Below are 18,425 nucleotides of genomic sequence, written 5' to 3'. Positions count from 1 at the left end.
GCCGCTCCACCGCGACGAGCATGGGACGGGCGTGGCCCGCCTCGTCCAGGCGCCGCGCGAGGGCGCCGGGCGTGGGCGCCTCGAACACCGCGCGGATGGCGAGGTCGACGCCGAGGGTGGCGCGGACCCGGTTGACCAGGCGGGTCACCAGCAGCGAGTGGCCGCCCAGCTCGAAGAAGCTGTCGTCGACGCCCACGGACCGGGCGCCGAGAATCTCCGCGTACAGGACGCAGAGGATCTGCTCGTTGGGCGTGCGGGGGGCGCGGCCGGAGACACCGGTGTACGTGGGGGCCGGCAGGGCGCGCCGGTCGAGCTTGCCGTTACTGGTCAGCGGCAGCGCGTCCAGTACGACGAACGCCGAGGGCACGACGGCCTCGGGCACGGAGGCGGCGACGTGACGGCGCAGTTCGTCGGCGGGCGGGGCACTCCGCCCGGGCGCGGGGACGACGTAGGAGACCAGGCGCTTGTCGCCGGGCCGGTCCTCGCGCAGGACAGTCGCGGCCTGGCCGACGGCGGGGTGCGCGGTGAGCACGGCGTTGAGTTCGCCGAGTTCCACCCGGATGCCCCGGACCTTGACCTGATCGTCGGCGCGGCCGAGGTATTCGAGGGTGCCGTCGGGGCGCAGGCGGGCGAGGTCGCCGCTGCGGTACATGCGCGCACCCGAGGCGCCGAAGGGGTCGGCGACGAAACGCTGGGCGGTCATGTCGGGGCGGCCCAGGTAGCCGTGGGCGAGGCCGTCCCCGGCCAGGTACAGCTCGCCGGTGATGCCGACGGGCACGGGCCGCAGCCGCTCGTCGAGGACGTAGGTGCGGGTGTTCCAGATTGCGGTGCCGAGGGGCGCGGTGACGGGCCAGGCGTCGACGTCGGCGGGCAGGGTGGCGGCCGTGACGACGTGGGTCTCGGAGGGGCCGTAGTGGTTGTGCAGGCGCAGGTGGGGGCGGGCGCGGTGGAAGTCGCGGACCTTCGGGGTGAGCTGGAGGGCCTCACCGGCCTGGAGGACGTGGCGGAGGGCGGCGAGTTCCAGGCCCTGCTCGGTGGCGGCCTCGTAGACGGCCGCGATGACGAGGTCGGGGGCGAAGAACTCGGTGACCCGTTCGCGGTCGAGCCAGGCGGCGAGCCGGGCCGGGTTGAGGCGGGTGTCCTCGTCGGGGACGCACAGGGTCTTGCCGTTGAGGAGGGCGGTGAGGATCTCGTGCTCGGAGGCGTCGAAGCTCACGGCGCTGAACTGGGCGACGCGTGAGCCCTCCTCGTACGGGAAGACCGAGGCGTTCCAGGCGAGCAGGTTGGTGAGGACCCGGGCGGGCAGGACGACGCCTTTGGGGCGGCCGGTGGAGCCCGAGGTATAGACGACGTAGTTCGGCGTGTCCGGGATGAGGGGGGCCGGCCGGTCGGTGTCGTCCGGGTTGTGCGTCGCGGCGCGTGCGAGGGCGCCGGCGGTAGGGGGGGTGTCCAGGGCGAGGGTCTCGCCGGGCAGGGTGGCCGACAGTTCGGCGGTGGTGAGGACGAGGGCGGGGCGCGCGTCGTCAAGGATGAAGTGGATCCGGTCCTGCGGATAGGCGGGGTCGATGGGCAGGTAGGCGGCGCCCGCCTTGAGGATGGCGAGGTAGGCGACGATGAGCCGGGTGCCCCGGGGCAGGACCACGCCGACCGTGCTGCCGGGGCCGATGCCCTGGGCGAGCATGAGGTGTGCGAGGCGGTTGGCCCGCTCGTCGCACTCCGCGTACGTCAGTTCGCCGTCGGGGGCGGAGACGGCGAGCGCGTCCGGTGTGCGGGCGGCCTGGTCCTCGATGAGCCGGGGCAGGGAGGTGCTGGGGAGCTGGACCTGGGTGGTGTTCCCCTGGGTGAGGACCTCGTCGCGTTCCCCGTCGAGGAACAGGTCGAGGTCGGAGAGCGGCTGCCTGGGGTCGGCGAGGGCGGCGGTGAGCAGGGCGGTGAAGCGGCGGGCGAGGAGTGCGGCGGTGCTCTCCTGGAACAGGTCGGCGGAGTACTCGAGCCGTCCGATGATGCCCGCGGCGGCGCCGTTCGCGTCGTACTGCTCGGTGAAGCTGAACAGCAGGTCGAACTTGGCGGTGCCGGTGCCCAGTTCCTCGGACTCGGCGGTGACGCCGGGGAGGGAGAAGCGGTAGCCGCCGGGGTTCTCGAGCACCAGCATGACCTGGAACAGCGGGTTGTGGGCGAGGGAGCGGCTCGGGTTGACCGCCTCGACGACCCGTTCGAAGGGCACGTCCTGGTGCTCGTAGGCGGCGAGGTCGGTCTCACGGACGCGTTCCAGCAGACGGCCGAACGTCGGGTCGCCCGAGGTGTCGGTCCGCAGGACGAGCGTGTTGACGAAGAAGCCGACGAGGTCGTCCAGGGCGGAGTCGGTGCGTCCGGCGATGGTGCTGCCGATGGGGATGTCGGTCCCCGCGCCGAGCCGGGTGAGCAGGCCCGCGACGGCGGCCTGGAGCGTCATGAAGACGGTGGTGTTGGTGGTGCGGGTGAGGGCGACGATGGCGTCGTGGAGTTCGGGGCCGATCTCCACAGGCACGGCACCGCCACGGGAGCTGGTGGCGGGCGGCCGGGGGAAGTCGGCGGGAAGCTCCAACTCCTCGGGGGAGCCGTCCAGGGTGGTGCGCCAGTAGTCGAGCTGCCGGGCGGAGAGGCTGGCCGGGTCGTCCTCGGAGCCGAGCAGCGTCCGATGCCACAGGGTGTAGTCGGCGTAGTGGACGGGGAGCGGCGGGAGATCGGGGGCGGTTTGGGCGAGGCGGGCAGTGTAGGCGCGTTCGAGGTCGCGGGTCAGGGGCTCCATCGACCAGCCGTCGCTGCCGATGTGGTTCATGGTCAGCAGCAGGACGTACGCGTCGTCGGCGCCGGCCGAGAACAGCCGGGCGCGCATGGGGACGTCCGTGGTCGGCTCGAAGGGGAGGAGTCCGGCGTCGCGGACTGCCGCGTCGAGGTCGTCGACGTGTTCCAGCGGCAGTGCGGGGCGTACCCGCTCGGGGGGCAGGACGACCTGGTGGGGCTCGCCGTCGTACTCCGGGAAGATCGTCCGGAGGCTTTCGTGGCGGGCGAACACGTCGCCCAGGGCGGCCTCCAGGGCGGCCCGGTCGAGTGCGCCGCGCAGATGGATCGCGATGGGCAGGTTGTACGTGGCGGAGCCGCGCTCCAGGCGGCCGAGGAACCACAGCCGGTACTGGGCGGGCGACAGCGGTACCCGTTCGGACCGTTCGGCCGGCAGCAGGGCGGGCCGGGCGGCGGGGGCTTGGGCGACGACCTCGGCGAGGCGGGCGACGGTGGGGTTGTCGAAGACCGCGCCGACGCCCAGGTCGATGTCGAAGGTGGAGCGGATGCGGCTAACCAGGCGGGTGGCGTGCAGGGAGTGCCCGCCGAGCTGGAAGAAGTCGTCGTCGATGCTCATGCCGGTACGGCCGAGTACGTCGCCGAGCAGGTCGCACAGCGTCTTCTCGCGCTCGTCGCGGGGGGCGCGCCCGGCGCTGTCCGGTACCTCGGTGGGCGGCGTGGGAAGGGCCCGGTAGTCGACCTTGAAGTTGGGGGTCAGCGGCAGGTTGTCGATGGCGACGATGGCCGACGGCACCATGTAGGCGGGCAGCTGCTGTTCGAGGTACTCCCGTACAGCGGCGACGTCGGCGGTGCCGGGTTCCTCGGGCACGATGTAGGCGACGAGCCGCTTGTCGCCGGGCTGGTCCTCGCGTACGGCGACGGCGGCCTGGCGCAGGCCTGGGTATGCGGCGAGGGTGGACTCGACCTCGCCGGGTTCGATGCGGAAGCCCCGGATCTTGACCTGGTTGTCGACGCGGCCGACGAAGTCGATCAGCCCGTCGGCCTTCCAGCGGGCGACGTCGCCGGTCCGGTACATGCGGGAGCCGGGCGGGCCGAACGGGTCGGCGACGAAGCGTTCGGCGGACAGGTCGGGGCGGTTGAAGTAGCCCCGAGCGAGGCCGACTCCGGCCATGTACAGTTCGCCGGCCACGCCGACGCCGACCGGGGTGAGGGTGTCGTCGAGGATGTAGGCCCGCATCCCATCGAGGGGGCGGCCGATGGGTACCTGCTCGGGCACCACCGAGGCGTCCGTCCACGGGGACTGGGTGGCGAACAGCGTGGTCTCGGTGGGGCCGTACGCGCCGCGGATGGTGATGTCGGGGCAGACTTCCAGGACGCGGCGGACGGCGGCAGACGAGATGACGTCACCGCCGGTGATGATCTCGTGGACGCCGGTGAAGCACTCGGGGTGCTCCTCGGCGATCACGCGGAACAGTCCGGCGGTGATGTCGACGCCGGTGATCCGCTCGGCGCTGAAGAGGCGGGCGAGACGGTCGATGGTGAGTTCGTCCTCGGCCGCCACGACTACCGTCCCGCCGTGGAGCAGCGGGTACCAGAAGGAGTACGTGGAGGGGTCGAAGGCGTACGAGGCGACGAGGAGGACCCGGTCGTGGGCGCCGGGGACGGTGAACATGCGGTCGTTCACCAGGTCGATGATGTCCTGCTGGGTGATGGCGACGCCCTTGGGCGTTCCCGTGGAGCCCGAGGTGTACATCACGTAGACGAGCTGGTCGGGGAAGGCCGGCACGGCCGGAGGGGTGGGCGGATGGTCCGCGCACTCCTCCGGCCGGTCGACGAGGATCGTGACCGGGGCGTCGGGCAGCCAGCGGTCCCGCATCGTGGTGTCGGCGAGGAGGACCGGGGCCTGGCTCTCTTGGGCGATCCACTGCATGCGCTCCTGGGGGAACGCGGTGTGCAGCGGCAGGTAGAAGGCACCGGCCTTGAGCACGGCCAGCAGGCCGACGACCAGTTCGACCGTACGGTCCGTGAGCACGAGTACGGGCCGCTCGGGCCCCGCGCCCTCGGCGATCAGCCGGTGTGCCAGCCGGTTGGCCCGCTCGTCCAGTTCCCGGTAGGTCAGGCTGCGGCCCGCGCACCGTACGGCGACGGCGTCGGGTGTGCGGCGCGCCTGCGCCTCAAAGGACTCCTGCACCGAACCCACGATCATTCTTCTGTGCTCCCCGTTGTGGTGGTCGACTGGGTACTAGAGGTGGTTGTCGTCGACGCGGACGACGGGCGTGGTGTCCCTGCTGACGAGGAATTCCGGCCTGGTCGGGTGGGCCGGGGCGTTGCTGACCTTGTTGTAGGTGATCAGCAGCATGGAACGGCGGTAGTCCGACAGGTTGTTCGACGAGGAGTGGACGAGGTTGGGGTGGAAGGCGACGACACTGCCGGCGCTTCCGGTGAACCGCTGGGTGCCGTAGGTGGCGGCCAGCGGCTCGGCGACCTCGTCGGGGACCGTGTACTCCAGCTTCGCGGAGACGTGGGCGTGCCAGTCGTGGCTGGGGCCTTCCCCGGACTCGGCGGTCACGTCGATGAGTCCGAGGTGGTGGCTGCCGGGGATGACCTCGAGCGGGCCGTTGGTGTCGTAGACGTCGTCGAGGAAGACCGCGATGTTCACGGCGTGGGGGTCGGGCATGCCGTCCTCGCGGTGCCAGAACACGAAGTCCTGGTGCCAGGGCCAGGCGGCGCCCTCCCGCGCCTGCTTCATGTTGACCTTGAACTGGTAGACGTAGACGGGTCCGCCGAGGATCGTCTCGGCGTAGTCCAGGAAGACGGGCAGGCGCACCAGGCGGTGGCAGACGTCGTCGAAGTCATGGCATCCGTGGAGCGCCCGGACGACCGGGGAGTCCTCCTCGTACACCACCTCGGGGCGGCGCTGGGTGCTGATCTCCTCGATGCGGTCCCGCAGCTGCTTGACGTCCACGTCGCTCAACGCGAACGGCAGCGGCAGCCAGCCGTCGCGGCCGTAGCGGACCTTCGCGTCCCGCAACTCTGGTGTGGATACGGACATGTGCTCCCCCAGTCGTTTTTTCCGTTGATTCCGTTCAGGAACCGGCCTGCTCCAGCTGTGCGACGAGGCTGCGCGGGCGCATGTCCTGCCAGGTGGCGTTGATGTGGTCGACGGCGGAGGTGCGGTCCGACGGGCCGAAGGAAACGGTCCATCCGTCGGGAACGTCCGCGAAGTCCGGCCAGAGCGAGTGCTGGCCTTCCTCGTTGACCAGAACGAGGAAGCGTCCGTCGGGGTCGTCGAAGGGATTGGCCATCAGAAACTCCTCTGTGGTGGCCTGATCTGGTGGGTGGCGGAAAGGAAACCCGCAGGGCGGAACAGCGGGCACGCCGAAGCGGCGTGACGGGGCCACGGAACGGAAGGAAAATGCCCCATGGAAGGGCGGAAGGTGCGCGAACGCGCTGGGGTTGCGCACCCTCCGCCGATTTCGGCACCGTCGAGGGAGCCGTCGGGAGGGCCGGTTACTTGGTTCCCATGCTGAGCCCGTGCTCATAGGGGAGGCCGTGGACGGTCCGGACGCCGTGGAATCCGGCCTTCGCCAGCCATGCCTCGTAGTCTCGGGCGGGATAGGCCATTCCCTGGCCGCTGGCGAGGACATTGAAGTACAGGCCGAGGCGTGCGCCGAAAATGCCTTCGGTCTCGTCGTCGGAGACGTTGTAGCCGTAGATGAAGACGCGCCCGCCTACGGGAAGGGCATCGTATGCCTTCCGGAGCTGCCCGAGGATCTGCTCCTCGGAGAAGATCTCCAGTACATGGCTGAAAAGCACCGTGTCGGCGCCGCGCGGGAACTCGTCCCTGAAGATGTCGCCCGGGTGCAGCTCGACCCGGTCGGGGAAGCCCCCGGCGGCCTTTTCCTCGCCCAGCTTCGACACGCTGGGCATGTCGAAGACCGTGGACCTGAGGTGGGGGTGGCGGGCGGCGAGTTTGGCCGAGGTCGTACCGTCGCCGCCGCCGATGTCGAGCAGGTGGCGGACCTCGGCGAACTCCTCACGCTCGACGAGCGCGTCGACGGAGCGGAGAGTGAAGGCGCTCATCGCGCGATGAAAGACGGCTTCCAGCTCAGGGGTGCGGGACAGTCGCTGGTAGAGCGTGGGTTCGTCCCCGGGGAAGGCGTCGAGGGCAGTGTTCGTGCCGGCCTTGAGGGCCTTCGTCATCTGCGCGAATGCGGGGTAGTAGACCTCCTTCCAGCCGATGAGGATGTGCCCCCAGCTGTCCTCGGCGTCGGACGCCAGAAGGTCTTCGGCGACCACCGAATTGAGGTAGGCGCCGTTCTCGCGGCGCAGCAGTCCGGTGGAACAGACCGCCTGGAGGAGCACCCTCAGCTGGTGCGAGGGAATCCGAACATGCTCCAGAATCTCTTCGAAAGCTGCTTTCGGACGTTCGGCCAGAAAGTGAAAGATTCGGAGCTCCACCGCCGTGGTGACAGCATTGAAGAGCGCCGGAGCATTCACCAAAAAGTTGAATTGCTGGTAAACAGGGTCACCTTCGCGCGAGATGTCCAATTTGTTACCTATCCCCCATATTCAGCATACATAGCTCAACCTGGACTGATTTCACATCTCCAGAAAAGCAAACGAGCTGCAACCTTGCCGTTTTGAAGAAGTGACGTCAACGACGCCCTGATGTGACGTGAGCCACATGATCATTTTCGTTGCAAAGCCCCTAACCTGTGTGCTTCGATGGACGGAGAAGCGCCCCGTAGTCGCGCCGCCCTTGCGACTCTCCCGGCCACGCGATGAATGCGGAAAGACCCGGCTTATCAGCCGCTTCCTGCCGCGCCACACGTTCTGCATCGTGCCGGGCATGCGCCGATCCGCTTGCTAATAAGTCCACCGGGGGAAACAGTGGAGTTGAACAGTTATGACGAATGGTCGCAGCTCAGGGAAGTAATTGTCGGCTCCGCCGAGAATTACGTCTCCCACGAGCGGGAACTCTCCTTCGACCTGTTCTTCCACGACAACATCGCCAACGATAATCCCACCAAGTCCGAGTGGTACTACCCCCGGCTGTCGAGCCGGACCGGCGACACGGGCCGGGACGGCCGGCGGGTACCCATCAAGCAACGCTACGTGGACGAACTGAACGAGGACCTGCGGGGCCTCGTGGACACGCTCACCGAGCTGTCGGTCACCGTCCACCGGCCGCTGGACGTGGACGCCGCCACGTCCGAGGTGCGCACCCCGGCCTGGTCCGCCTCAGTGGTGCCCCCGCTGAACGTACGGGACAACACCCTCGTCCTGGGTGACGAGATCATCGAGACGCCCCCGATGATCCGCTCGCGTTACTTCGAGACCCAGCTGCTCAAGCCGGTCTTCCAGCGGTACTTCCAGCAGGGCGCCCGCTGGACGGTCATGCCCCGGCCCCATATGACCGACGCCTCGTTCGACCTCTCCTACGTACGCGGCCCCATGACGGCGGGCGGCCCCACCGAGCCGATCGAGGACCCGCAGCCCTCCTGGTGCGACGTGGGCCTGGAGATGATGTTCGACGGCGCCCAGTGCCTGCGGCTCGGCCGGGACATCGTCGCCAATGTCTCCACCGTCAACCACGCGCTCGCCGCCGACTGGCTGGAGCGCCATCTGGAGGGCCGCTTCCGCGTCCACCGCGTCGACGCGCTGAGCGACAGCCACATCGACAGCATGGTCCTCGCGCTGCGCCCCGGCACCCTGCTCGTCCGGTCCCGCGACGTGGCCGACAAGCTGCCCGCGCCGCTGCGGAGCTGGGACCTGATCGTGCCCCCGCCGCCGGAGCGCGACAACTTCCCCTCGTACGACGACAACGACCTGGTTCTCACCAGCCCGTTCATCGACCTGAACGTCCTCTCCGTCAGCCCGGACACGGTGCTGGTCAACGAGGCGTGCCCGGAGCTGATGCGGGAGCTGGAGCGGCACCGGTTCACCGTCGTACCGGTCCGCCACCGCCACCGGCGGCTGTTCGGCGGCGGCTTCCACTGCTTCACCCTCGACATGGTCCGCGACGGCGGGGCCGAGGACTACCTCGGCTGACCCCGGGCCCCGGTGGGCGCGCCCCGCGCCCACCGGTCGGCCGCGCGGCTCGGCGCCGCACCCGGATCTTCGGCGCAGTACCGGATCTCGGCACCGTCCCAGTCTTCAGCACGATGCCCGTGTCTGGCGCCGTACCAGTTCTCGGCGCGTTCCCCATGCTCCCTCATCGATCCCGCATGGGGACACGCGCATCCGCCGCGGCGGTATGACCGCGGTGTCGTTCCGACGCAGACGCACATCGGGAGCAGACGTGAAAGTGATGGACAGACCACTACCTCGTATCCGGGGCGCGGGTACGGCGGTGCCGCCCACCACGTACACCCAGGGGGACATGCTGGACGAGTTCGACATCACGGACCCCCGTATCCGGTCGATCTTCCTGAACAGCGCGATCGAGCGACGCGGGCTCACCCTGCCCCCGGTGGGCCCGGACGGCTCCAGGACGGAGGAGTCCCAGGGGGATCTACTCCACAAGCACGTCACGACCGGCCTGGCCATGGGGCGGGAGGCGGTCGAAGCCTGCCTCAAGGACGCCGGCGCGTCCCTCGCAGACGTGCGCTACCTGACGTGCGTCACCTCGACCGGACTCCTCACACCGGGATTCTCCGCTCTGCTGATCAAGGAGCTGGGCATCGACCGGCACTGCTCCCGGCTTGACGTGGTGGGGATGGGCTGCAACGCCGGGCTCAACGCCCTGACCGCCGTCGCCGGCTGGGCCGCGGCACACCCGGGCGAGCTGGCGGTCATGGTCTGCGTGGAGGCCTGCTCCGCCGCGTACGTCTTCGACGGCACGATGCGCTCCTCCGTGGTCAATAGCCTCTTTGGTGACGGCTCGGCCGCCATCGCGGTGATGGCCGCCGAGGAGGAGCCGGAGACAGCCGAGGACAGGGACGGCCCGGCGCTGATGCGGTTCTCCAGCTGCATCATCCCGGAGGCCGTCGACGCCATGCGGTACGACTGGGACGACCTCCACGGCAAGTTCAGCTTCTACCTGGACCCGGAGGTGCCCTATGTCGTGGGCGCCCACGCGGAACTGTCCGTGAACCGGCTGCTGAAGGGCACGGGGCTGCGGCGCTCGGACATCTCGCACTGGGTGGTGCACTCCGGCGGCAAGAAGGTCATCGACTCCGTCAGGGTCAACTTGGGGCTCTCCCGGTACGACGTCCGGCACACCACGGGCGTGTTGCGGGACCACGGCAACGTGTCCAGCGGGTCGTTCCTGTTCTCGTACGAGCGTTTGCGCGCCGAGGACATCGCCGCACCCGGCGAATATGGCGTGTTCATGACCATGGGTCCTGGTTCCACGATCGAAATGGCTCTGGTGGGCTGGTGAGGAAAGGAAACGCAGCGGCGATGCCGACGAACCTTGTACGGGAGCAGCTGACCGACGGGCTGGCCCTGACGGCGACCATCGACGGAACACGGCCGCTGGCGGAACTCACCGCCACGGTGAACGCCGTGTGCGACGGGGTGGAGGGCCGCCAGGACAGGACGGTCGTGGTACTGCTCCTCGATCCGGAGCCCCGCGACAGCAGGGAATGGCCCGTAGGGGTCAGCGTCTCGGACGTGAACCGCTGGGAGCGGGCTGTCCGTCGCCTGGAGAAGCTCTCCGCCATGAACATCGCGGTGGTCAGGGGCGCGTGCGGCGGGCCCGCGCTCGACCTGCTGCTCGCCGCCGACTTCCGCGTCGGCACCCCGGACATGCTGCTGATGCCGCCGGTCAACGATGGGCATTTCTGGCCCGGCATGTCGCTCTACCGGCTCGTGCAGCACCTCGGTGTGGCACGCGCCCGGCAGCTGGTGCTGTGGGGCGACGACATCTCCGCCGAGAAGGCGAGCGCGCTGGGCCTGGTCGACCAGCTCTCCGACGACGTCGACACCGCCGTCCACACGGCGACCGTCCTGATGGGCCGGATCTCCGACCGCGAACTCGCCATCCGCCGTCAGCTGCTGAACGAGGCCGTCACCACCGGCTACGACGAGGCACTGGGCGTGCACCTGGCGGCCTGCGACCGTGAGCTGCGGCGCCTCGACGACCGCGACGCCTCGTCCGGGGACGCGCAGCTGGCGGGAAGTGCCGCCCAGTGACCGGAGCAGCGCACAGCGATCCGGCCACGGACTGGGCGGCCGGCGCAGGTCCGGCTCCCGTACAGCCGATCGGTGACCTGGACGCGGACGCGGCGGCGCTCGACCGCTACGCCGAGGCGGCCGAGGACGTCCTCGCCGCGCTGCCGGCCCCGGCGAAGCGGGACCCCGCCCAGCGGGACCTCGCGGACCAGGTGTTCGCCGGCACCCGGGCGGCCCGCCGCGCCTTCCTGGCCGCGCACACCGAGGCCGTGTACGACGCGGTGACCGCGAACCGCTCGCGGCACCTGCGGCTGCCCGACGTGGTGTACGCCGTGGCCGACCGGTTCCCCGGCCTGGCGCCGACCCGCGCCCAGATGGACGCCGAACGCGCGTACATCCAGGCCGACAAGGAGGGCAGGGAGATCGACCAGGGCCTCCTGTGCGGCGCCCTCCTCCGCTCCCCCTCGGTCGGCCGGCACCTCATCGACGCGATGCTGATGCCGACGCCCCGCGCCCTGGAACTGCTGGAGGAGTTCCGCGCCACGGGCCGCGCGGCCCTGGACTCCCTCGTGGTCGAACGCCGGGGCGGCGCCGCACACGTGACGTTCCGCAACACCCACTGCCTCAACGCCGAGGACAACCGGCTGATCGCCGACCTGGAGACGGCGGTCGACCTAGCCCTGCTGGACGACCAGGTGTGGGTCGGTGTGCTGCGCGGCGGCGAGGTGGACCACCCCAAGTACCAGGGCAGGCGGGTGTTCAGCGCGGGGATCAACCTCAAGGACCTGCGCGACGGCGCCATCTCGTTCCTGGACTTCCTGATGGGCCGGGAACTGGGCTACCTCAACAAGATCCTGCGCGGCCTGTGCGTGGCGCCGGAAGCGGCCGCGTGGGCCGAGCGCACCACGCAGAAGCCGTGGGTCGGCGCCGTCGACACCTTCGCCATCGGCGGTGGCATGCAGCTGCTGCTGGTCCTGGACCGGGTGATCGCGGAGGAGGACGCCTATGTGAGCCTCCCCGCCGCCGAGGAAGGCATCGTCCCCGGCCTGGGCAATCTGCGGCTGGGCAGGCTGACCGGGGCCCGGCTCTCCCGGCAGGTGATCCTCGGGGGCCGGCGCATCGCAATGCGGGACCGCGAGGCGTCGCTGGTCTGCGACGAGATCGTGCCCGCCGAGGAGCTGGACGAGGCGGTCGAGAGGGCCGTACGCGACCTGTCCGCGCCCGCCGTGGCCGCCAACCGGCGGATGCTGAACCTGTCCGAGGAGCCGCTGGACCTGTTCCGCGAGTACCTCGCCGAGTTCGCCGTGACCCAGGTGGCGAGGGCGTACAGCGATGACGTCCTGGCGAAGGTCGAGCGCCGCTGGCAGCGCTCCCGTTCCCGGAGGTGAGGGCGCGGTGTTCATCGACCACCTTTCCCTGCACGGCTCGCTCCAGGACCCTGTCATCGGGTCGCTGTCGTTCCTCAACGAGGTGATGGGCCGCTATCCGGAAGCCATCTCCTTCGCCCCGGGCGCCCCGCACCCGAACACGCTCCCGGACGGTGACATCCAGCGGTACGTCGACACCTTCCTCGGCCATCTGGTCCAGGAGGGCCGCAGCCCGGACCAGGCGCGGCGGCTGTTGTTCGAGTACGGACCGAGCCGTGGCCTCGTCAACGGCGTCGTCCACGAGGCGCTGCGCCGGGACCACGGCATCGAGGCTTCCCCCGACGCGTTGGTGATCACCGTGGGCGCCCAGGAGGCCCTCCTCCTGGTGCTGCGGGCCCTGTTCCGGTCGCGCGACCAGGTGCTGGCGGTGGCCGACCCGTGCTTCGTCGGCGTCACCGGGGCGGCCCGGCTCCTCGACCTGGACGTGGTGCCGGTCGCCGAGACACCGCTCGGCATCGACCTCGACGGACTCGCGGAAGCCTGCCGTGCCTCCCGGCGCGCGGGGCGGCCCATCCGCGCCCTGTACACGGCGCCGGACTTCTCCAACCCCGGTGGCGGCCGGATGTCCCTCGGCTGCCGTCGCCGTCTGCTGGACCTGGCCGAGCGCGAGGACTTCCTCGTACTGGAGGACAACGCCTACGGGTTCACCGCCCCGGCCGGGTCCGAGCTGCCGCCCCTGAAGGCCCTGGACACGGGCCGGCGGGTGGTCCACGTCGGCACGTTCGCCAAGGTCGCCTTCCCCGGTGCGCGGGTGGGCTACGTGGTGGCCGATCAGCGGATCACGGGTCCGGAGGGGACGGTACGGCTCCTCGCCGACGAGCTGGCCACGCTGAAGACCATGGTCACCGTCAACACCTCCCCGCTGTGCCAGGCGGTGATCGGCGGGATGCTGCTGGAACACGGCGGCTCGCTGGCCGAGCTTAGCCGCTCCAAGTCCGAGCTGTACCGGCGCAATCTGACGCATCTCATGGACGCGCTGGACCGGCACCTCGGTGAGGGGCTGCCGCCGGGCATCCACTGGAGCCGTCCCGAGGGCGGCTTCTTCGTCCGTCTGCGTCTGCCGGTCGCCGCGGACACGGCGCTGCTGGAGATCTCGGCGTTGAAGTACGGCGTCCTGTGGACGCCGATGACCCCGTTCTATCTGAGCGGCGCGGGCACCCACCAGCTGCGACTCTCGTGCAGCTACCTCGGCTCCGAGGAGATCAAGGAAGGGGTGCGACGGCTGGCCGCATTCTTGAGGAAAGAGATCCCGACATGACGCAGGTCGAGGCCCACCCCACCGTGCGGCTCACCCCCTTCGACCCTCCGCCGGAACTCGCGCGCTACCGCGAGAGCGAGCCGATCCGCCGGATGCGCTACCCCGACGGCCACATCGGCTGGCTGGTCACCAGCCACGCCCTGGCCCGGAGCATCCTGGCCGACAACCGCTTCAGCGCCCGCTCGGAGTACAAGCGTGCCCCCGTCGCCCGCCCCGGCGCCGACCCGTTCTACGGCCAGCCCGCCCTCCCCGGCTGGCTCGTCGACATGGACGCCCCCGAGCACACGCGGCTGCGCCAGCAGCTGGCCGGGCGCTTCACCGCACGGCGGATGAAGGACATGCGCCCCCGCATCGAGGAGATCGTCGGGGAACTCCTCGACGCCATGGTCGAGCGCGGCGGCCCGGTCGACCTGGTGGAGTCGTACGCCCTGCCCGTGCCGTCGCTGGTGATCTGCGAGCTGCTCGGGGTGCCCTACAGCGAGCGGGCCCAGTTCCAGCGCAACAGCGAGACGCTGTTCGCGCTCAAGTCCACCGCCGCAGAGGCCGCGCAGGCCATGGACACGCTGTACGCCCTGCTCCACGGCCTCGCGAAGGACGGGGGCGGCGACGGCCTGCTGGCCATGCTGGCCGCCGACGGCACCCTCGACTCCGACGAGATCGCCGGGGTCGGTGTGCTGCTGCTGACTGCGGGCCACGAGTCGACGTCCAGCTCGCTGAGCCTGAGCACGTTCGCCCTGCTCTCCCACCCCGAGCAGCTGGCCCTGTTCATGTCCGACCCGGCTCTGGTGGACAACGCGGTCGAGGAACTCCTGCGGTATCTGTCCGTCTTCCACTTTGGTGTGCCGCGCACCCCGCTCGAGGACGTGGAGATGGCCGGGCACCTCCTGAAGGCCGGGGAGTCCGTCACCGTGTCCCTGCCCGCCGCGAACCGGGACGAGGTGTGGTTCGAGGACCCCGACCGCCTGGACATCCGCCGGAAGACCGCCGGTCACACCGCCTTCGGGTTCGGCATCCACCAGTGCCTGGGCCAGAACCTCGTACGGATGGAGATGCGCACCGCGCTCCCGGCCCTCTTCCACCGCTTCCCCACGCTCGAACTGGCCGTACCGGCACAGGAGGTGGAGCTGGCGGCCGACATGAGCGTCTACGGCGTCCACCGGCTCCCCGTGACCTGGTGACCCACCCGTACCCCTGGAGGACACACGTGCGCATCAGTATCGACCAGCCGGCCTGCGTCGGGGCCGGCCAGTGCGCGCTCGCCGTATCCGAGGTCTTCGACCAGGACCTCGACGACGGCACGGTCGTCCTGCTCGACGACCGACCGGACGAAGAACTCCATTCCGCCGTGCGGGATGCCGTCGGGCTCTGCCCGGTCCAGGCCATCTCCGTCACGGACTGACCACCCACGTTCAACGACGTACGACCCCTGTGCGAGAGAGGCCACCCGGATGCGCCTGAACAGCTTCGACGACTTCACCCCCCTCAAAGAGATCATCGTCGGCTCGGCCGACAACTACGCCGAGCGCGTGCGCGACCTCACCTTCGAGATGTTCATCAGCGACAACCTGACGGGCGCGCGCGGGTACTACCCCACGATCAGCGTGTCCGGCGAGGCCCGGCTGGACGAGTCGCCGGAGCGCATCGCCTTCCGTCAGCGCCTCGCCGACGAACTGGTCGAGGACGTTGAGGGCATGGCGGCGGCGCTGGAGTCGCTGTCGGTCACCGTGCACCGGCCGATGGCGCTGGAGAAGGTCGACCGGGGCGTCACCGCCCCCGCCTGGTCCGCCCCCGTGACCCCGCCCCTGAACGTCCGGGACAATACCCTCATCCTCGGCGACGAGATCATCGAGACCCCGCCGACGCTGCGCGCCCGCTACTTCGAGACCAAGTTCCTGACGCCGGTCTTCATGTGCTACTTCGAGCAGGGTGCCCGGTGGACGACCATGCCACGGCCGATGATGACCGACCACTCCTTCGACCCGGCCAACACGGACGCCGCGCCCAACATCGAGCGGCCGGTGGACCCGCAGGCGTCCCCGTACGACGTCGGCCTGGAGATGATGATCGACGGGGCGAACGCCCTGCGCCTGGGCCGCGACCTGATCGTCAACATCTCCAACGCCAACCACGCCCTGGCCGTCGACTGGCTGGAGCGTCATCTGGAGGGCCGCTTCCGGGTGCACCGGATGCACAAGCTGACGCAGAGCCACATCGACAGCGTGGTGGTCGCGCTGCGGCCGGGCACGCTGCTGCTGCGCTCCGAGGGTGCGCTGGAGTACCTGCCGAAGGAGCTGCGCTCCTGGGACACCATCATCGCGCCGACGCCCGCGCTGGAGGACTACCCGCAGTACGAGAACGGCGACCCGATCCCGCCGAGCCCGTACATCGACCTCAACGTCCTGTCGATCGACGAGTCGACCGTCATGGTCAACGACGCGTGCAAGACGCTCATCCGCACGCTGGAGGACCACAAGTTCACCGTGGTCCCGGTCCGCCACCGCCACCGGCGCCTGTTCGGCGGCGGCTTCCACTGCTTCACCCTGGACACAGTCCGCAGCGGTGGCGGTGAGGACTACCTGTCCTGAGGGCCCGTGACCCCGAGGGGTCCGCGTGACACGGGGTCCGGCGTACGAGGCGTGGGAGGCGCCTCGTACTGAGGGGCCCCGAAGATCCCGGACAGGGACCCAATAGGGTTGTCCTGTAAGGAATCGCGGGAAGCAGCAAGTGGCACGTCCAAGTCCGTACTTGCCGGAGTTCCGTGAAGAAGCGGTCCAGTTGGCGTTGAAATCCAGCAAGCCGGTCGCTCACGTCGCCCGGGAACTCAACGTGAATCCCGAGACGCTCTGCACCTGGGTGCGCCAGTATGAGCGCGAGCACGGACAGCAGGACGGGCCGCTGCCGGTGGACGAGCGTGCCGAATTGAAGGAGCTGCGACGCCGGAACCGAGAGCTTGAGCAGGAGAACGCCTTCCTGAAAAAAGCCGCAGCGTACTTCGCGAGGGCTCCCCGGTAAGGGCTGTCCCGTAACTGCTGGTCACGGGTGAGATGATGTTGTTGTGGCTGGTGTGATCACGGCGTCGGAGCCGTCCTGGATAGCCCCGTTCACCGGGCTGAGCCCGCGGCAGTTCGGCAAGCTGGTGACCGTGTTGCGCCGCGAGGGTGCAGACGCGGTCCGCATGGGTCGGCCGTGGAGCCTGCCGCTGGAGGACCGGGCACTGCTGGTCGCTACGTACTGGCGCACGAACCTCACCATGCGGCAGCTCGCGCCGCTGTTCGGGATCTCGAAGTCGGCGGCGGACCGGATCATCGACCACCTCGGGCCGATGCTCGCGCTCCAGCCCCGCAAACGGTTCGCCAAGGACACCGTGCTCATCGTCGACGGCACCCTCGTGCCCACCCGCGACCACACGATCGCCGAGCGGTCGAAGAACTACCGGTACTCCACCAACCACCAGGTCGTCATCGACGCCGACACCCGCCTGGTCGTCGTGGTTGGCCGACCGCTGGCCGGGAACCGCAACGACTGCAAGGCATGGGAAGAATCCGGCGCCAAGGCCGCCGTCGGCAAGACCCTCACGATCGCCGACGGCGGCTACCCGGGCACTGGACTCGTCATCCCTCACCGCCGACAGCGCGGCCAGGCCGAACTCCCGGACTGGAAAAAGGAACACAACAAGTCCCACAAACAGGTACGCGCCCGCATCGAGCACGTCTTCGCCCGCATGAAGACCTGGAGGATCCTCCGCGACTGCCGCCTCAAAGGCGACGGCGTCCACCACGCCATGCTCGGCATCGCCCGGACGCACAACCTCGCCCTCGCCGGATAGGCCAGCGGGCCGTATCGCGGCCTACTCCTCCCGAGGCAACCCAAAGATCATTTACGGGACAGCCCTTAGCGAGCAAGTACGAGTTCATCGATTCGATGCGGCTCGACGACGCGGAGTGCGCGTACTCCGTCGAGTTCATGTGCAGAAAACTCGGCGTGTCCAAGACCGGCTACTACGACTGGAGAAACCGGCCCGATTCCGCAACCGCCCGGCGGCGCGAGGAATTGCGACTGCTCATCAAGAAGGCGTTCGACATGTCCGGCGCCACCTATGGATATCGGCGCGTCCACGCGCAGCTGCTGCGCTGGGGGTCGCCGCCGGCCCGGAGCTGGTCCGCCAGCTGATGCGCGACGTGGGCCTGGTGTCCTGTCAGCCGCGGCCGAAGCGGTGGTCGCTGACCCAAGGGGCGCCGGGGTCGGTGCCGGACCTCGTGGGGCGCAACTTCACCGCGCAAGCCCCGGGCGAAAAACTCGTCGGCGATATCACCTACGTTCCCACCGGCGAGGGGTGGCTGTATCTAGCGACCATCATCGACTACTGCACCAAAGAGGTAATCGGCTACGCGATGGACGACCACTACCAAACGCCGCTGATATCCCGGGCCATCCGCAACGCAGCACGGAACAGGGAGCTGGTGAAGGACGCCATATTTCACTCGGACCGGGGCAGCAACTACATGTCCGCCGAGTACGCCAAGGTCCTCGAAGGGCTGAGCCTTCGCCGGTCGGCCGGCCGAACCGGGATATGTTTCGACAACGACATGGCGGAATCGTTCTTCGGGACCTTGAAGAACGAACGTGTATCTCGGGTGACGTACTTGACCCGCGAGGCGGCCCGACACGACATCAGCCAGTACATCGAATTCTGGTACAATCGCGAACACCTTCACTCGGCTGTCGGCTATCGCCCTCCGCGAGAAGTGCACGCCGAACATGTGAAGTTGCGAGCCGTCGCGTGAATTAGAGAGTCAGCTCCCTGTCCGAAGAAGGCGAGGCCCCTCACTGGTCTTCTG

Annotated in this window: 15 protein-coding genes; 11 read left to right on the top strand and 4 right to left on the bottom strand. The window is 69.3% G+C overall.

Annotated elements, in window-relative coordinates:
- From OF819_RS19810 to OF819_RS19795, 4 genes are all read right to left on the bottom strand, one after another.
- The coding region (locus OF819_RS19810) for a non-ribosomal peptide synthetase (protein WP_267244925.1) at positions 1-4,987 on the bottom strand (4,987 nt) is incomplete at its 3' end.
- 36 nt (positions 4,988-5,023) lie between these two features.
- Complete coding sequence (locus OF819_RS19805; protein ID WP_267244924.1) at positions 5,024-5,833, bottom strand: phytanoyl-CoA dioxygenase family protein; 810 nt, start codon at positions 5,831-5,833, stop codon at positions 5,024-5,026.
- Positions 5,834-5,867: 34 nt separating this feature from the next.
- Positions 5,868-6,086, bottom strand: coding sequence for an MbtH family protein (locus OF819_RS19800; RefSeq protein ID WP_323748943.1), 219 nt, complete (start codon positions 6,084-6,086; stop codon positions 5,868-5,870).
- A 205-nt stretch (positions 6,087-6,291) separates the two neighbouring features.
- On the bottom strand, positions 6,292-7,332 hold the full coding sequence (locus tag OF819_RS19795) for a methyltransferase (protein WP_267244923.1): 1,041 nt from the start codon (positions 7,330-7,332) through the stop codon (positions 6,292-6,294).
- Positions 7,333-7,674: 342 nt separating this feature from the next.
- Between OF819_RS19795 and OF819_RS19790 the strand changes: the two genes are divergently transcribed.
- The 11 genes from OF819_RS19790 (at position 7,675) to OF819_RS19740 (ending at position 18,371) form a co-directional block, all read left to right on the top strand.
- Positions 7,675-8,835 carry a glycine amidinotransferase gene (locus tag OF819_RS19790; protein ID WP_267244922.1) on the top strand — a complete coding sequence of 387 codons (1,161 nt, stop codon included), beginning with the start codon at positions 7,675-7,677 and terminating at the stop codon, positions 8,833-8,835.
- A gap of 259 nt (positions 8,836-9,094) precedes the next feature.
- Complete coding sequence (dpgA, locus tag OF819_RS19785) at positions 9,095-10,168, top strand: 3,5-dihydroxyphenylacetyl-CoA synthase DpgA (RefSeq protein ID WP_267244930.1); 1,074 nt, start codon at positions 9,095-9,097, stop codon at positions 10,166-10,168.
- 20 nt (positions 10,169-10,188) lie between these two features.
- Complete coding sequence (gene dpgB / locus OF819_RS19780; RefSeq protein ID WP_267244921.1) at positions 10,189-10,923, top strand: enoyl-CoA-hydratase DpgB; 735 nt, start codon at positions 10,189-10,191, stop codon at positions 10,921-10,923.
- Complete coding sequence (gene dpgC / locus OF819_RS19775) at positions 10,920-12,290, top strand: (3,5-dihydroxyphenyl)acetyl-CoA 1,2-dioxygenase DpgC (protein WP_267244920.1); 1,371 nt, start codon at positions 10,920-10,922, stop codon at positions 12,288-12,290. The genes dpgB and dpgC overlap by 4 nt, the downstream gene beginning before the upstream one ends.
- Before the next feature lie 7 nt (positions 12,291-12,297).
- The gene (locus tag OF819_RS19770) at positions 12,298-13,587 is read left to right on the top strand and encodes a PLP-dependent aminotransferase family protein (protein WP_267244919.1); all 1,290 of its coding nucleotides are present in this window, start codon (positions 12,298-12,300) and stop codon (positions 13,585-13,587) included.
- The gene (locus OF819_RS19765) at positions 13,584-14,765 is read left to right on the top strand and encodes a cytochrome P450 (protein WP_267244918.1); all 1,182 of its coding nucleotides are present in this window, start codon (positions 13,584-13,586) and stop codon (positions 14,763-14,765) included. The genes OF819_RS19770 and OF819_RS19765 overlap by 4 nt, the downstream gene beginning before the upstream one ends.
- Positions 14,766-14,791: 26 nt before the next feature.
- Positions 14,792-14,986 (top strand): ferredoxin, encoded by a 195-nt coding sequence (locus OF819_RS19760; protein WP_267244917.1) that lies wholly within the window; start codon positions 14,792-14,794, stop codon positions 14,984-14,986.
- 49 nt (positions 14,987-15,035) lie between these two features.
- Positions 15,036-16,172 (top strand): glycine amidinotransferase, encoded by a 1,137-nt coding sequence (locus OF819_RS19755; RefSeq protein WP_267244916.1) that lies wholly within the window; start codon positions 15,036-15,038, stop codon positions 16,170-16,172.
- A gap of 160 nt (positions 16,173-16,332) precedes the next feature.
- Positions 16,333-16,599 carry a transposase gene (locus OF819_RS19750; protein WP_267244915.1) on the top strand — a complete coding sequence of 89 codons (267 nt, stop codon included), beginning with the start codon at positions 16,333-16,335 and terminating at the stop codon, positions 16,597-16,599.
- A 43-nt stretch (positions 16,600-16,642) separates the two neighbouring features.
- Entirely contained in the window at positions 16,643-17,413 is a 771-nt protein-coding gene (locus tag OF819_RS19745; protein ID WP_267244914.1) for a transposase, read from the top strand.
- A 115-nt stretch (positions 17,414-17,528) separates the two neighbouring features.
- Positions 17,529-18,371, top strand: a complete 843-nt coding sequence (locus OF819_RS19740) for an IS3 family transposase (RefSeq protein ID WP_267244913.1) — start codon at positions 17,529-17,531, stop codon at positions 18,369-18,371.
- Positions 18,372-18,425: the final 54 nt, after the last annotated feature.

The sequence above is a fragment of the Streptomyces sp. PR69 genome (assembly GCF_026420845.1).
Lineage (GTDB): Bacteria > Actinomycetota > Actinomycetes > Streptomycetales > Streptomycetaceae > Streptomyces.
This window is presented reverse-complemented; position numbering and strand designations above follow the sequence as displayed.

Bases quoted from the DNA above. Each gene is read 5' to 3' on its own strand.
- OF819_RS19805 (WP_267244924.1), bottom strand. From the start codon at position 5,833: ATGTCCGTATCCACACCAGAGTTGCGGGACGCGAAGGTCCGCTACGGC.
- OF819_RS19800 (WP_323748943.1), bottom strand. From the start codon at position 6,086: ATGGCCAATCCCTTCGACGACCCCGACGGACGCTTCCTCGTTCTGGTC.
- dpgA (WP_267244930.1), top strand. From the start codon at position 9,095: ATGGACAGACCACTACCTCGTATCCGGGGCGCGGGTACGGCGGTGCCG.
- dpgB (WP_267244921.1), top strand. From the start codon at position 10,189: ATGCCGACGAACCTTGTACGGGAGCAGCTGACCGACGGGCTGGCCCTG.
- OF819_RS19765 (WP_267244918.1), top strand. From the start codon at position 13,584: ATGACGCAGGTCGAGGCCCACCCCACCGTGCGGCTCACCCCCTTCGAC.
- OF819_RS19755 (WP_267244916.1), top strand. From the start codon at position 15,036: ATGCGCCTGAACAGCTTCGACGACTTCACCCCCCTCAAAGAGATCATC.